The sequence below is a fragment of the Stenotrophomonas sp. YJH_SMC_58 genome (assembly GCF_059369635.1).
Window position 1 is genome coordinate 282,997 of record NZ_JCAFSW010000004.1, and the last position, 12,122, is coordinate 295,118.

The window sequence follows — 12,122 nt, forward strand, 5'->3', positions numbered from 1 at the left end:
GTTAGCGCGGATGGACGGCGACGGCGTGTCGCGCGCTGAATGGGTGCGCTCGGTAGTGCCGGCCGCTGGCCGGCAATCCCGTGGATCCATCAGGCGGTGCAGGGTTGCCGGCCAGCGGCCGGCACTACCGTCAGACCTTCAACAGCCCTTCCGGCAGCTGCATGGTGATGCAGTGCAGGCTGCCGTTCTGCCAGATCAGCGAGCGGCAGGGCACCTGCACGATCTCGCGGCCCGGGTGCGCCTGGGCCAGCACATCGCGGGCCAGGTCGTCGGCCGGGTCGCCATAGGCCGGCATCAGCACCGCACCATTGACGATCAGGTAGTTGGCGTACGACGCAGCCAGGCGGCGGCCTTCGTCGATCACCGGCTGTGCCCACGGCAGCGGGAACAGGCGGTACGGCTGCCCATCCTTGGTGCGCAGTGCGGCCAGCTCGTTGCCCATCGCCTGCAGTTCGGCGTAGTGCGAGTCGCTCTCGTCGCCACAGGCCTGGTAGACGATGCTGTCGGCCGAGGCGAAGCGGGCGAGGGTGTCGATGTGCGCGTCGGTGTCGTCGCCTTCCAGGTAGCCGTGGTCCAGCCACAGCACGCGGTCCTGCTGCAGCCAGTCGGCCAGGTCGGCGCTCAGGCTGGCGCGGTCGCGGTCCGGATGGCGCTCGTGCAGGCACTTCCAGGTGGTCAGCAGGGTGCCTTCGCCATCGGTCTCGATGCCGCCGCCTTCCAGCGCGAACGGGATGCTGCGCACCGGCGCGTCGTTGAACACGCCGGCCTGGTCCAGCACGCCCACCAGCTGGTCATCCAGGGTGGCGTCGAACTTGCCGCCCCAACCGGTGAAGCGGAAATCCAGCAGCTGGAAACCGCCGTCGGCACGGCGCAGGGTGATCGGGCCGGAGTCGCGCAGCCAGGTATCGTCGTAGGCGGCCGTGGTGAAGTGGACCTTGTCCATGTCGATGCGGTTGGAGCGCAGCCGCATTTCGGCATAGGTCTCCACATCGTCGTCGGCCACGCAGATCAGCACCGGCTGGAAGCGGGTGATGGCCGCGACCAGGGCGATGTAGGTCTCTTCCACCTGGCCCAGGCGGTCGGCCCAGTCGGTGTCGGCGGTGGGCCAGGCAATCAGGACGCCGCTCTGGGCTTCCCACTCGGCAGGAAAACGAAGGGTCTGGTTCATGGTCTCGCTACACAGGCCCGCCCACGGCGGGTAAAGGGATCAACGGATCGGTGGTTTCGGGCCGATTTCGTTCGGGTCCGCCTGGTTGGCCACCACGTCGATCACCTTCTGCTTCTCGAAGTAGACGGTGAACTGCGGGTACACCCAGCGGTTGATGGTCGGCCATTGCCGCTTCTGCCCGCCACGCGGCTGCAGCCGTTCGCTCGGCGCGCCGAACTGCGCCTGTACCTGCTGCATGCTCTGGCCGCGCAGGGGCAGGGCACCGGCCGGCTTCTCGCGGGCGCGGTCGACAAGCAGGGTATCGGCCAGCGCCGGCGTGGCGGCGGCCAGGGTGGCCATCACGGCCAGGGCGGACAGGTAACGCTTCATCTCGATCTACTCCCCAGTGGTCAAGAAAGGCGATTACAGCAAAATCAGCAGGAAAAAGCCGCATAAACAAAAAACCGCCCGAAGGCGGTTTCTTGCATCGGGTCGGCCCCGCGTAGGGCCAGCCGCAGCCGTGAAGGCTGTTGGGCTTAGCGCTGACGCGCCTTGAAACGCGGGTTCGACTTGCAGATGACGAAGATCTTGCCGCGACGACGGACGACCTTGCAGTCGCGGTGACGGGCCTTCGCCGACTTCAGGGAGGACAGGACTTTCATGGCATACCTCGGCGTAAACAGTAGTTGTTCGGGTGGAGCGTGGCCGCGATATGCGAAAGACAATCGGCAGTTGACGCTCGTTCAAGCCCGCCATTCTACCGGGCTTTTCCTCGTGGTTTCAAGTGGTTGCACAAAAGATCCCGCTGGGGGTGTCTGGCAGGGGCTAGAATGGCCCCTTCACACGCTCTGGGAACCCCATGAATCCACTCGCTCCCGTCCTGACCATCGACGGCCCTTCCGGGGCCGGCAAGGGTACCATCAGCCGCATCATCGCGCGCCGGATGGGCTGGCATTACCTGGATTCGGGGGCGCTGTACCGCGCGGTGGGCGTGGCCGCGAGCTGGGCCGACATCGACACCTCCGACGCCTCGGCGCTGGTGCGCTGCACCTTCGACACCCATGTTCAGTTTGTTGAACAGGGCGAGTCGATGCGGGTCATGGTCAACGGCACCGATGCCACCGACGAGCTGCGCCTGGAGACCACTGGCGCCCTGGCTTCTGCCATCGCCGCCATTCCCGAGGTGCGCGCCGCGCTGAAGGAGCGCCAGCGCGCATTCAGGGAGCTGCCCGGCCTGGTCGCCGATGGCCGCGACATGGGCACGGTGATCTTCAAGGACGCCCCCTACAAGGTCTTCCTGACCGCCAGTGCCGAGGAGCGCGCCGAGCGCCGGCATAAGCAGTTGAAAGACAAGGGGGTTTCTGTTAACTTTGATGACCTCCTGCGCGAGATCATGGCCCGCGACGCCCGTGATGCCCAGCGTACCGTGGCGCCCCTGAAGCCGGCAGACGATGCTGTCCTCATCGACACCACAGGCATCGGCATCGATGATGTCGTTGCCCGAGTGATGGATCTGCTTCCGGTTCCGGCTGCCTGATCCGTTCGCGCGGGAGCACTGCCAGCTGCATCGGTGGTGGTCGCGCAAAGCAGTGCTGTACCAGCTCCGTCGCGCAATGATGCGTGGCGGTTTTCCTACTACACACGACCTGCGTTTCCGGGGTCGACCAACAGGCGGGCGGTCGCCATTCCCCTGAAGGGGACGCCACCGACCCATGTGTCCAACAGAGTAAATCTAATGACCGAATCATTTGCCGAACTGTTTGAAGCCAGCCAGGCCAACCTGGCCAAGCTGAAGCCGGGCGCCATCGTCAGCGGTACCGTTGTTGAAGTCCGCGGCGACGTCGTGGTGATCAACGCTGGCCTGAAGTCCGAAGGCATCGTGCCGATCGAACAGTTCCGTAACGACGCTGGCGAAATCGACGTCGCCGAAGGCGACATCGTCAAGGTCGCCCTCGACTCGATCGAGAACGGCTTCGGCGAAACCGTCCTGTCGCGCGAGAAGGCCAAGCGCGCGATGGTGTGGGACGAGCTGGAAGAAGCGTTGGAAAAGAACGAAACCATCACCGGCCGCATCAGCGGCAAGGTCAAGGGTGGTTTCACCGTGGACATCAAGGATGTCCGCGCCTTCCTGCCGGGTTCCCTGGTCGATGTGCGCCCGGTGCGCGATCCGGCCTACCTGGAAGGCAAGGAACTCGAGTTCAAGCTCATCAAGCTGGACCGCAAGCGTAACAACGTCGTGGTCTCGCGCCGCGCTGTCGTCGAAAGCGAGCACTCGGAAGAGCGCGAGCAGCTGATGGACAAGCTGCAGGAAGGCGCGATCCTGAAGGGTGTCGTCAAGAACCTGACCGATTACGGCGCGTTCGTGGACCTGGGCGGCATCGACGGCCTGCTGCACATCACCGACATGGCGTGGAAGCGCGTGCGTCACCCGTCGGAAGTCGTGAACGTCGGCGACGAGCTGGACGTCCGCGTGCTGAAGTTCGACCGCGAGCGCAACCGCGTTTCGCTGGGCCTGAAGCAGCTGGGCGAGGATCCGTGGGACAACATCGGCCGTCGTTACCCGGCCAACAGCCGCGTCTTCGGCAAGGTCTCCAACGTCACCGATTACGGTGCGTTCGTTGAGATCGAGCCGGGCGTCGAAGGCCTGGTGCACGTCTCCGAGATGGATTGGACCAACAAGAACGTCAACCCGTCCAAGGTTGTGCAGGTTGGTGACGAAGTCGAAGTGATGGTGCTGGACGTCGATGAAGAGCGTCGCCGTATCTCGCTGGGCATGAAGCAGGTTGCCGCCAATCCGTGGGAAACCTTCGCTGCCACCCACAAGAAGGGTGACAAGGTGTCGGGCCAGATCAAGTCGATCACCGACTTCGGCATCTTCATCGGCCTGGACGGCGGCATCGACGGCCTGGTCCACCTGTCCGACATCAGCTGGAACACCACCGGCGAAGACGTCGTTCGCAACTTCAAGAAGGGCGATACCCTGGACGCCGTCGTCCTGGCTGTCGATCCGGAGCGCGAGCGCATCTCCCTGGGCGTGAAGCAGCTGGAGCAGGATCCGTTCGGCCAGTACATGGCTGCCAATCCGAAGGGCTCCAAGGTCGAAGGCGTGGTGAAGGAAGTCGACGCCAAGGGCGCGATCATCGAGCTGGCTGACGGCATCGAGGGTTACGTTTCGGCTCGCGACATCGCCAACGAGCGCGTTGACGACGCCACCCAGCACCTGAAGGTCGGCGACAAGATCGAAGCCAAGTTCGTGGGCATGGACCGCAAGGGCCGCACCCTGCAGCTGTCGATCAAGGCCAAGGACGACGCGGAAATGCGCGAAGTGCTGGAGGAATACCAGTCCTCTTCGGCTTCCAGCGGCACCACCCAGCTGGGCGCGCTGCTGCGTGCACAGCTGAACGGCAACAAGTCCGAGTAATCGGCCTTACGCTGTTTGTTGTTTCCTGGACGGCCCGGGCTTCTGCCCGGGCCGTTTCAGGCTGAGATGCCCCTGATGTGAGCCGGTGATGACCAAATCCGAACTGATCGAAATCCTTGCGCGCCGCCAGGCGCACCTGAAGGCCGATGATGTCGATCTGGCGGTGAAGTCGTTGCTGGAGATGATGGGCGGATCGCTGTCCGCCGGGGATCGCATCGAAATCCGTGGTTTTGGCAGCTTCTCGCTGCACTATCGTCCGCCGCGCCTGGGTCGCAACCCGAAGACCGGCGAATCGGTTGCCCTGCCGGGCAAGCACGTCCCCCATTTCAAGCCGGGCAAGGAACTGCGCGAGCGGGTCAGCAGTGTGCTGCCGCTGGACGCCGATCCGGCCTGAGCCCCCGTCGCGCCACCGCGTGCGAATCCAGCCGCGGGTCGGATAAGCTACGGACTCCTGCCACTGGAGCTGTCGCATGAAGGTCTTTCGTCTGCTGGTCCTGCTGGCGGTCCTGATCCTTGGGCTGATCATTGGTGCGGTCAACATGACCGCGATGTCGATCAACCTGCTTTTCACTCAATTGCACACCTCGGTGGGCGTGGCGCTGATCGCTGCACTGCTGGTGGGTGTCGTGGTCGGTGCCGGCCTGGTACTGGTGAGCGTGGTCATTCCGCTCTACAGCCAGCTGCGCCGTGCCAACAAGTCCGTGGCGGCAACGCCGGCCGCGGGTGTTTCCCCCCAATCTTTTGATGGACGCTGATCGAAGATGGATTTCGTCACCGAGTGGCTGTGGTTTTTCCTGTTCGTTCCGCTGGCCGCACTGGCCGGGTGGGTGATCGGCCGGCGTGGTGGCCAGCGCCACGGTGACAACCAGGTCAGCCGCCTGTCCAGCACCTACTTCCGTGGCCTGAACTACCTGCTCAACGAGCAGCCGGACAAGGCCATCGAACTGTTCCTGCACATCGCCGAGCTGGACAAGGAAACCTTCGAGACCCAGGTCGCGCTGGGCCACCTGTTCCGCCGCCGCGGTGAAGTCGACCGCGCCATCCGCCTGCACCAGGGGCTGGTCAACCGCCACGACCTGAGCGACGCGCAGCGCGTGCAGGCCCTGCTGGCGCTGGGCGAGGACTATATGAAGTCCGGCCTGCTGGACCGTGCAGAGACGGTGTTCACCGAGCTGGCGCAGCTGGACCAGCGCGCCCCGCAGGCGCTCAAGCACCTGATCGGCATCTACCAGGCCGAGCGCGACTGGGAAAAGGCGATCGACAACGCCACCCGCTTCGAAGACGTCACCGGCGAGCCGATGGGCAAGCTGATCGGGCAGTTCGAGTGCGAACTGGCCGAGCGCTTCCGCGGCGCCGGCAAGCTGGAAGAGGCGAGGGCAGCGATCACACGCGCCTACCAGGCCGATGCGATGTCGGTGCGTGCCGGCATCATTGAAGGTCGCCTGGAAACCGATGCCGGCAATCCGGAAGCGGCCGTGCGCGCCTTCGAGCGCGCTGCGCGCAACGATCCGGAGTACCTGCCGGAGCTGCTGCCGGCGTTGATGGAAAACTACCGCAAGGTAGGCGATCTGGCAGGCGCACGTGCGTTCCTGTCGGAAATGACCGAGCACTACCGTGGCATCGCCCCGGTGCTGGCCCTGACCCGGCTGATGGAAGAGCAGGAGGGCGTGGCTCCGGCCCGAGCCTACCTTGGCCGCCAGCTCAAGGATCGTCCGTCGGTGCGTGGCGAATCGGCGCTGATCGACCTGACCCTGGCCGAGGGCGCCGATTCCACGGCGACCCTGCATGACCTCAAGCACATCACCGACCAGCTGCTGGTGCGCAATCCCGCTTACCGCTGCACCCGTTGCGGGTTCGGTGCACGCACCCACCACTGGCAGTGCCCGAGCTGCAAGGAATGGGGCACGGTCAAGCCACTGCTGAACTACGCGGTGCTCTGATCCATGCCGTGGCTCGTGATGGGCGCGCTGCTGGGGCTGGCCCTGCTGAGTGCGGGGTTGACCTGGGCGGCACGGGGTTATGCCCTGCGCCAGCAACTGCTGGATCACCCCGGCGAGCGTCGCAGCCATAGCGTGGCAACGCCGCGCGGTGGTGGCATCGCCATCGTCATCAGCCTGCTGGTCACCGCCGGTGCAGCGATGTGGGTCTGGCCTGAATCGACACCGAGCCTGCTGGTGGCCAGCCTGGGCCTGGTGCTGGTGGCGGGCATCGGCTGGTGGGACGACCACCGGCCGTTGCCGGCCATGCGCCGCCTGCTGGTGCACTTCATTGCCGCCGCGCTGCTGGCCGCCCTGGTCAAGGTGCATGGTGGAAGCTGGTTGCTGGCCGGGCTGGTGCTGGTATTCACCGCCTCGTTGATCAACATCTGGAACTTCATGGATGGCATCAACGGTATTGCCGCCAGCCAGGCCATTGTTGTTGCGCTGGGCCTGGCGCCGGTGCTGCCCTGGCCGTATTCGCTGGCCGCGGTGGCGCTGGGCCTGGCCTGCCTGGGCTTCCTGCCGTTCAATTTCCCGCGGGCCCGGATCTTCATGGGTGATGTCGGAAGTGGCGCGCTGGGCTATGCAGTCGCCGTCGTCCTGGCCATAGCTGCGGTGCGTACCGATATCAACTGGATCCTGCTGCTGGTGCCGGCTTCGGCGTTCCTCGTGGACGCGGGCTTCACACTGGCGGCGCGCATCATCTCCGGACAACGCTGGATGGAACCCCATACCCAGCACGTCTACCAGCGGGCGGTGCAGGCAGGAGCCAGCCACGCCCAGGTGACAGGGATGTACTTTGCTTTGGGCCTGTTCAGTATTACAGTGCTTAATGTCTGCTCCAATTTGCAGCCGAGGTGGGAGGCTGTCCTGGCGGTCGCGTGGTTTCTCGCGCTGAGCGTCCTCTGGATCCTCCTGCGCAATGGATTGCGTCACCGACAAGGAAATACCTGACTTATGGCTTCACCCTGGCGGGACAGAATCCTCGGCCTGATGCCGCGTTCGGCCATCGTCTGCCACGACCTGTTCATGGTCTGGGCATGCTGGCAGCTGCTCCACGCCGGGCGGTACTCGATCCTCCCCAACGCGCCCTCGCTTCCGCTCTGGAATGTCGACACTACCCTGGTGCTGCTGCTGCAGGGCCTGGTGTTCTGGCGCGTGGGCCTGTATCGCGGGCTGTGGCGTTTCGCCAGCGTCAGCGACCTGCTGAACATCTTCAAGGCCAGCTTCATCGGCCTGGTCGGCATCGTGCTGGTGCTGATGTGGAAGCGTTTCGATGGCGTGCCGATGTCGGTGCTGGTGATCTATCCGTTCGCGCTGTCGGCGCTGCTGGGCGCGCCGCGCCTGCTCTACCGGGCCTGGAAGGATTACCAGGCACTGCAGTCGGATTCGAGCGCGCGCCGCGTGCTGATCCTCGGTGCGGGGCAAGCCGCCGAGACGCTGGTCCGCGATCTGCGCCGCTCCGGCAACTTCGAACCGGTCGGCCTGCTGGACGACGCACCGCACCTGCGCGGCGCCAAGCTGCAGGGCCTGCCGATCCTGGGCAGCCTCGATGATGCCCCGGCCGTGGTCCGCGAGACTGCGGCCAAGTTGCTGGTGATCGCCATGCCCTCGCTGGATGCCGCAGGCATGCAGCGGGTGGTCGCCATCTGCGAAAGCACCGGCGTGCCGTTCCGCACCGTGCCCAAGCTGAGCGACATCCTGCAGGGGCAGTCGCTGCCCGGCCAACTGAAGGAAGTGGCGATCGAGGATCTGCTGGGCCGCAAGCCGATCACCCCGGACTGGAACCTGATCCGGGGCTGGTTGGGCGGTCGCACCGTGATGGTGACCGGTGCCGGTGGCTCGATCGGCTCGGAGCTGTGCCGCCAGTGCGCGCGCCACGGTGCCGGCCGCATCATCCTGCTGGAGATCAGCGAACTGCTGCTGCTGACCATCGAGGGTGAGCTGCGTCGCAGCTTCCCCGATATCGAGATCGAAGCGGTGCTGGGCGACTGTGGCGATCCTGCGGTGATCCGCCATGCGCTGTCGCTGCATCCGGTCGACACCGCGTTCCATGCCGCCGCGTACAAGCATGTGCCGGTGCTGGAACGGCAGTTGCGCGAAGCCGTGCGCAACAACATCCTGGCGACCGAGAACGTGGCCCGCGCCTGCCTGGAAGCGCGCGTCGAGCATTTCGTGTTCATCTCCACCGACAAGGCGGTCGATCCGGTCAACGCGCTGGGTGCCAGCAAGCGCTATGCCGAGATGATCTGCCAGAGCCTGGACCAGAAGTCCACGCACACCCGTTTCGTTACCGTGCGCTTCGGCAACGTCCTGGCCTCGGCCGGCAGCGTGGTGCCGCTGTTCCGCGAGCAGATCCTGCGCGGTGGCCCGGTCACGGTCACCGATCCGGAAGTCACCCGCTACTTCATGACCATCCCCGAGGCCTGCCAGTTGATCCTGCAGGCCGCGGCCTCGGCCTCGCACGGTGCGATCTACACGCTCGACATGGGCGAGCCGGTGCCGATCCGGCTGCTGGCCGAGCAGATGATCCGTCTGGCGGGCAAGCAGCCGTACAAGGATGTGCAGATCATCTATACCGGCCTGCGTCCGGGCGAGAAGCTGCACGAGACGCTGTTCTATTCGGACGAGGACTACCGCGCAACCGCGCATCCGAAGGTCCTCGAGGCCGGCGTGCGCATGTTCTCGCGCGATCTGGTGCTGGGCAACGTCCCGCGCCTGCGCGAGGCGGTGTGCAGCTACGACACCGAAACCATCAAGGAAGTCCTGTTCGCGACGATGCCCGAGTTCTCGCCAATCGAACAGGATGCTTACATTTCATCCGCTAAAGTCGTGCCCTTTCCCGCACGCGAGGCCAACAGGCACCAATGAGCAAGCGAATTCGCAAGGCAGTTTTCCCCGTAGCGGGTTTGGGGACGCGTTTTTTGCCAGCAACCAAGACCGTGCCGAAGGAGATGCTGCCGATCATTGACCGGCCGCTGATCCAGTACGCCGTGGATGAAGCAATCGAGGCCGGCTGTGACACGCTGGTGTTCATCACCAACCGCTACAAGCACGCGGTCGCCGACTACTTCGACAAGGCCTACGAGCTGGAGCAGAAGCTCGAGCGCGCCGGCAAGCAGGAGCAGCTGGAGCTGATCCGTCACGTGCTGCCCAATGGCGTGCGCGCGATCTTCGTGACCCAGGCCGAGGCGCTGGGCCTGGGCCATGCGGTGCTGTGTGCCAAGGCCGTGATCGGTGACGAGCCGTTCGCGGTGCTGCTGCCGGACGACCTGATCTGGAACCGCGGCGACAGTGCGCTGAAGCAGATGGCCGATCTCAACGAAGCCAGCGGCGCCAGCGTCATTGCCGTTGAAGATGTGCCGCACGACAAGACCGCCAGTTACGGCATCGTTGCGACCGAGGCCTTCGATGGCCGCAAGGGCCGTATTTCGCAGATCGTGGAGAAGCCGAAGCCGGAGGACGCGCCGAGCGACCTGGCCGTGGTCGGCCGCTACGTGCTGAGCCCGAAGATCTTCGAGCTGCTGGAGCAGACCGGCAGCGGTGCCGGCGGCGAGATCCAGCTGACCGATGCGATCGCGCAGCTGCTGAAGACCGAAGAGGTGGATGCCTACCGTTTCGAGGGCACTCGCTTCGACTGCGGTACGCACCTGGGGCTGGTGGAAGCGACGATCCGCTTCGCGCTGGACAACCCGAAGCTCGCAGGGCCGGCGCGGGAGAAGCTGACGGCGATGTTGGCGGAGTAAGGGTTTTATCAAGCGCTCCGTTCGCGGCGCCTTGATTGATACGTGGTGGGCGGTACGGGTGGGCCTTTGCAGGACACGCCGTAAACCCATCCATGGGGGCTCGATGGCGCCTTGCTCGTGTGCGCTGTCCTGCGCACACGGCAAGACCGGGGTTGGGCGTCCTGCCCAACCCGCCCGAGGCATGCCTCGGGCCCATGGCGCCAACGGTCCTGCAAAGGCCCACCCGTCCCGCCTGCCAGGTTTCCTGCGGGCGCGGACGGGAAGGGCGGAATCAAGGGCGGGAGCACAATCAAAAAAGGCAGCCTATGGCTGCCTTTTTTGTTTTCCAGAGCAGGGCCAAAAGCATCCACGCATGGCGTGGATCTACTGCTCTTGCCTTTGCTCATCCCTCCGCCGCGGGGAGGCTGGGAGGGCCGGGTTGGCAGGGCTGCCTGGGACCGTTGGCGCCATGGATGGCGCCATCGAGCCCCCAAGGACGGGTTCACGGCGTGTCCCGGGCAGCCCTGCCAACCCGGCCCACGCCATGAAGCCCAACGAGGCAACGCTTTTGACCCTTACAGCGCCTCGAAAATACCCGCTGCGCCCATGCCGGTGCCGATGCACATCGTCACCATGCCGTACTTCTGCTGGCGACGACGCAGGCCGTGCAGCAGGGTGGCGGTACGGATCGCGCCGGTCGCACCCAGCGGGTGGCCCAGGGCAATCGCGCCACCCAGCGGGTTGACCTTGCTCGGGTCCAGGCCGCAATCGCGGATCACCGCCAGCGACTGCGCGGCGAACGCTTCGTTCAGTTCAATCCAATCCAGCTGGTCCTGGGTCAGGCCGGCCTGCTTCAGTGCCTTCGGGATCGCGGCGATCGGGCCGATGCCCATCACTTCCGGGCGCACGCCGGCCACCGAGAAGCTGACGAAACGGGCCAGCGGGGTCAGGCCGTAGTCCTTGATCGCCTGTTCCGAGGCCAGCAGCACGGCACCGGCGCCATCGCTCATCTGCGACGAGTTGCCGGCGGTGACGGTGCCGCCGAACTGGCCGTTGCGGAACACCGGGCGCAGCTTGGCCAGGCCTTCAGCCGAGGAATCCGGGCGCGGGCCTTCGTCGGTGTCGGCGATCTTGTTGCGGGTGATGATGCGCTGGCCGTCGGCCAGGTCCGGCAGGTGCGAGACGATCTCGTACGGGCTGATCTCGTCCTTGAACTCGCCGTTCTGGATCGCGGCCATGGCCTTCTGGTGCGAGGCGAGGGCGAAGGCGTCCTGGTCTTCGCGCGAGACCTTCCACTCTTCGGCGACCTTCTCGGCAGTGATGCCCATGCCGTAGGCGATGGCCACGTGGTCGTTGTCGAACACGCTCGGCGCCATGGCGATCTTGTTGCCCATCATCGGCACCATCGACATCGACTCGGTGCCACCAGCCAGCATCAGGTCGGCGTTGCCCAGGCGGATCGCGTCGGCGGCCTGCGCCACGGCCTGCAGGCCGGAGGAGCAGAAGCGGTTCACGGTCTGTGCGGCGATGGTGTTGGGCAGGCCGGCCAGCAGCACGCCGATGCGCGCCACGTTCATGCCCTGCTCGGCTTCCGGCATGGCGCAGCCGATGATCGCGTCATCGATGCGGTTGACGTCCACGCCCGGGGCCTGCGCGACGACGCTGCGCAGCACGTGCGCAAGCATGTCGTCGGGGCGGGTGTTGCGGAACATGCCCTTGGGCGCCTTGCCGACCGGGGTGCGGGTGGCGGCGACGATGTAGGCGTCCTGGATTTGCTTGGTCATTGCAGTGATCTCTTGAATAGGGGGTGGAAGAGGTTGCCGGCCAGCGGCCGGCACTACCGATGTCTT

General features: G+C 65.4%; 12 protein-coding genes. 8 read left to right on the forward strand and 4 right to left on the reverse strand.

Features of this window, described 5'->3' with window-relative positions:
• Nucleotides 1-130: 130 nt before the first annotated feature.
• The 3 genes from AC5P68_RS07995 to ykgO form a co-directional block, all read right to left on the reverse strand.
• Nucleotides 131-1,168, reverse strand: a complete 1,038-nt coding sequence (locus AC5P68_RS07995; RefSeq protein WP_049403954.1) for an agmatine deiminase family protein — start codon at nucleotides 1,166-1,168, stop codon at nucleotides 131-133.
• Nucleotides 1,169-1,207: 39 nt separating this feature from the next.
• Nucleotides 1,208-1,507 carry a hypothetical protein gene (locus AC5P68_RS08000; RefSeq protein ID WP_425513283.1) on the reverse strand — a complete coding sequence of 100 codons (300 nt, stop codon included), beginning with the start codon at nucleotides 1,505-1,507 and terminating at the stop codon, nucleotides 1,208-1,210.
• A gap of 176 nt (nucleotides 1,508-1,683) precedes the next feature.
• A complete protein-coding gene (ykgO, locus tag AC5P68_RS08005) occupies nucleotides 1,684-1,809 on the reverse strand; it encodes a type B 50S ribosomal protein L36 (protein ID WP_005409283.1) in 126 nt (41 codons plus the stop codon).
• Nucleotides 1,810-2,006: 197 nt separating this feature from the next.
• Here ykgO and cmk point away from each other — a divergent pair, with 197 nt between their 5' ends.
• The 8 genes from cmk (at nucleotide 2,007) to galU (ending at nucleotide 10,293) form a co-directional block, all read left to right on the forward strand.
• Nucleotides 2,007-2,684 (forward strand): (d)CMP kinase, encoded by a 678-nt coding sequence (gene cmk / locus AC5P68_RS08010; RefSeq protein ID WP_005409284.1) that lies wholly within the window; start codon nucleotides 2,007-2,009, stop codon nucleotides 2,682-2,684.
• A gap of 198 nt (nucleotides 2,685-2,882) precedes the next feature.
• Nucleotides 2,883-4,568, forward strand: coding sequence for a 30S ribosomal protein S1 (gene rpsA, locus AC5P68_RS08015; protein ID WP_005409285.1), 1,686 nt, complete (start codon nucleotides 2,883-2,885; stop codon nucleotides 4,566-4,568).
• A gap of 88 nt (nucleotides 4,569-4,656) precedes the next feature.
• Nucleotides 4,657-4,962, forward strand: a complete 306-nt coding sequence (locus tag AC5P68_RS08020; RefSeq protein WP_005409286.1) for an integration host factor subunit beta — start codon at nucleotides 4,657-4,659, stop codon at nucleotides 4,960-4,962.
• A gap of 76 nt (nucleotides 4,963-5,038) precedes the next feature.
• A complete protein-coding gene (locus AC5P68_RS08025) occupies nucleotides 5,039-5,323 on the forward strand; it encodes a lipopolysaccharide assembly protein LapA domain-containing protein (protein WP_005409287.1) in 285 nt (94 codons plus the stop codon).
• A gap of 6 nt (nucleotides 5,324-5,329) precedes the next feature.
• On the forward strand, nucleotides 5,330-6,508 hold the full coding sequence (gene lapB, locus AC5P68_RS08030; protein WP_033834904.1) for a lipopolysaccharide assembly protein LapB: 1,179 nt from the start codon (nucleotides 5,330-5,332) through the stop codon (nucleotides 6,506-6,508).
• A 3-nt stretch (nucleotides 6,509-6,511) separates the two neighbouring features.
• Nucleotides 6,512-7,501: an MraY family glycosyltransferase gene (locus AC5P68_RS08035; protein WP_033834903.1), complete on the forward strand. Its 990-nt coding sequence runs from the start codon at nucleotides 6,512-6,514 to the stop codon at nucleotides 7,499-7,501.
• A gap of 3 nt (nucleotides 7,502-7,504) precedes the next feature.
• On the forward strand, nucleotides 7,505-9,418 hold the full coding sequence (locus AC5P68_RS08040; protein WP_005413043.1) for a polysaccharide biosynthesis protein: 1,914 nt from the start codon (nucleotides 7,505-7,507) through the stop codon (nucleotides 9,416-9,418).
• Nucleotides 9,415-10,293 (forward strand): UTP--glucose-1-phosphate uridylyltransferase GalU, encoded by an 879-nt coding sequence (galU, locus tag AC5P68_RS08045; RefSeq protein ID WP_005409291.1) that lies wholly within the window; start codon nucleotides 9,415-9,417, stop codon nucleotides 10,291-10,293. Before AC5P68_RS08040 ends, galU begins: the two co-directional genes overlap by 4 nt.
• Nucleotides 10,294-10,847: 554 nt before the next feature.
• Here the strand turns inward: galU and AC5P68_RS08050 are convergent.
• Nucleotides 10,848-12,056, reverse strand: coding sequence for an acetyl-CoA C-acyltransferase (locus AC5P68_RS08050; protein ID WP_005409292.1), 1,209 nt, complete (start codon nucleotides 12,054-12,056; stop codon nucleotides 10,848-10,850).
• Between the last annotated feature and the right edge of the window lie 66 nt (nucleotides 12,057-12,122).

Bases quoted from the DNA above. Each gene is read 5' to 3' on its own strand.
- AC5P68_RS07995 (WP_049403954.1), bottom strand. From the start codon at position 1,168: ATGAACCAGACCCTTCGTTTTCCTGCCGAGTGGGAAGCCCAGAGCGGC.
- AC5P68_RS08000 (WP_425513283.1), bottom strand. From the start codon at position 1,507: ATGGCCACCCTGGCCGCCGCCACGCCGGCGCTGGCCGATACCCTGCTT.
- ykgO (WP_005409283.1), bottom strand. From the start codon at position 1,809: ATGAAAGTCCTGTCCTCCCTGAAGTCGGCGAAGGCCCGTCACCGCGAC.
- cmk (WP_005409284.1), top strand. From the start codon at position 2,007: ATGAATCCACTCGCTCCCGTCCTGACCATCGACGGCCCTTCCGGGGCC.
- rpsA (WP_005409285.1), top strand. From the start codon at position 2,883: ATGACCGAATCATTTGCCGAACTGTTTGAAGCCAGCCAGGCCAACCTG.
- AC5P68_RS08020 (WP_005409286.1), top strand. From the start codon at position 4,657: ATGACCAAATCCGAACTGATCGAAATCCTTGCGCGCCGCCAGGCGCAC.
- AC5P68_RS08025 (WP_005409287.1), top strand. From the start codon at position 5,039: ATGAAGGTCTTTCGTCTGCTGGTCCTGCTGGCGGTCCTGATCCTTGGG.
- lapB (WP_033834904.1), top strand. From the start codon at position 5,330: ATGGATTTCGTCACCGAGTGGCTGTGGTTTTTCCTGTTCGTTCCGCTG.
- AC5P68_RS08035 (WP_033834903.1), top strand. From the start codon at position 6,512: ATGCCGTGGCTCGTGATGGGCGCGCTGCTGGGGCTGGCCCTGCTGAGT.
- AC5P68_RS08040 (WP_005413043.1), top strand. From the start codon at position 7,505: ATGGCTTCACCCTGGCGGGACAGAATCCTCGGCCTGATGCCGCGTTCG.
- galU (WP_005409291.1), top strand. From the start codon at position 9,415: ATGAGCAAGCGAATTCGCAAGGCAGTTTTCCCCGTAGCGGGTTTGGGG.
- AC5P68_RS08050 (WP_005409292.1), bottom strand. From the start codon at position 12,056: ATGACCAAGCAAATCCAGGACGCCTACATCGTCGCCGCCACCCGCACC.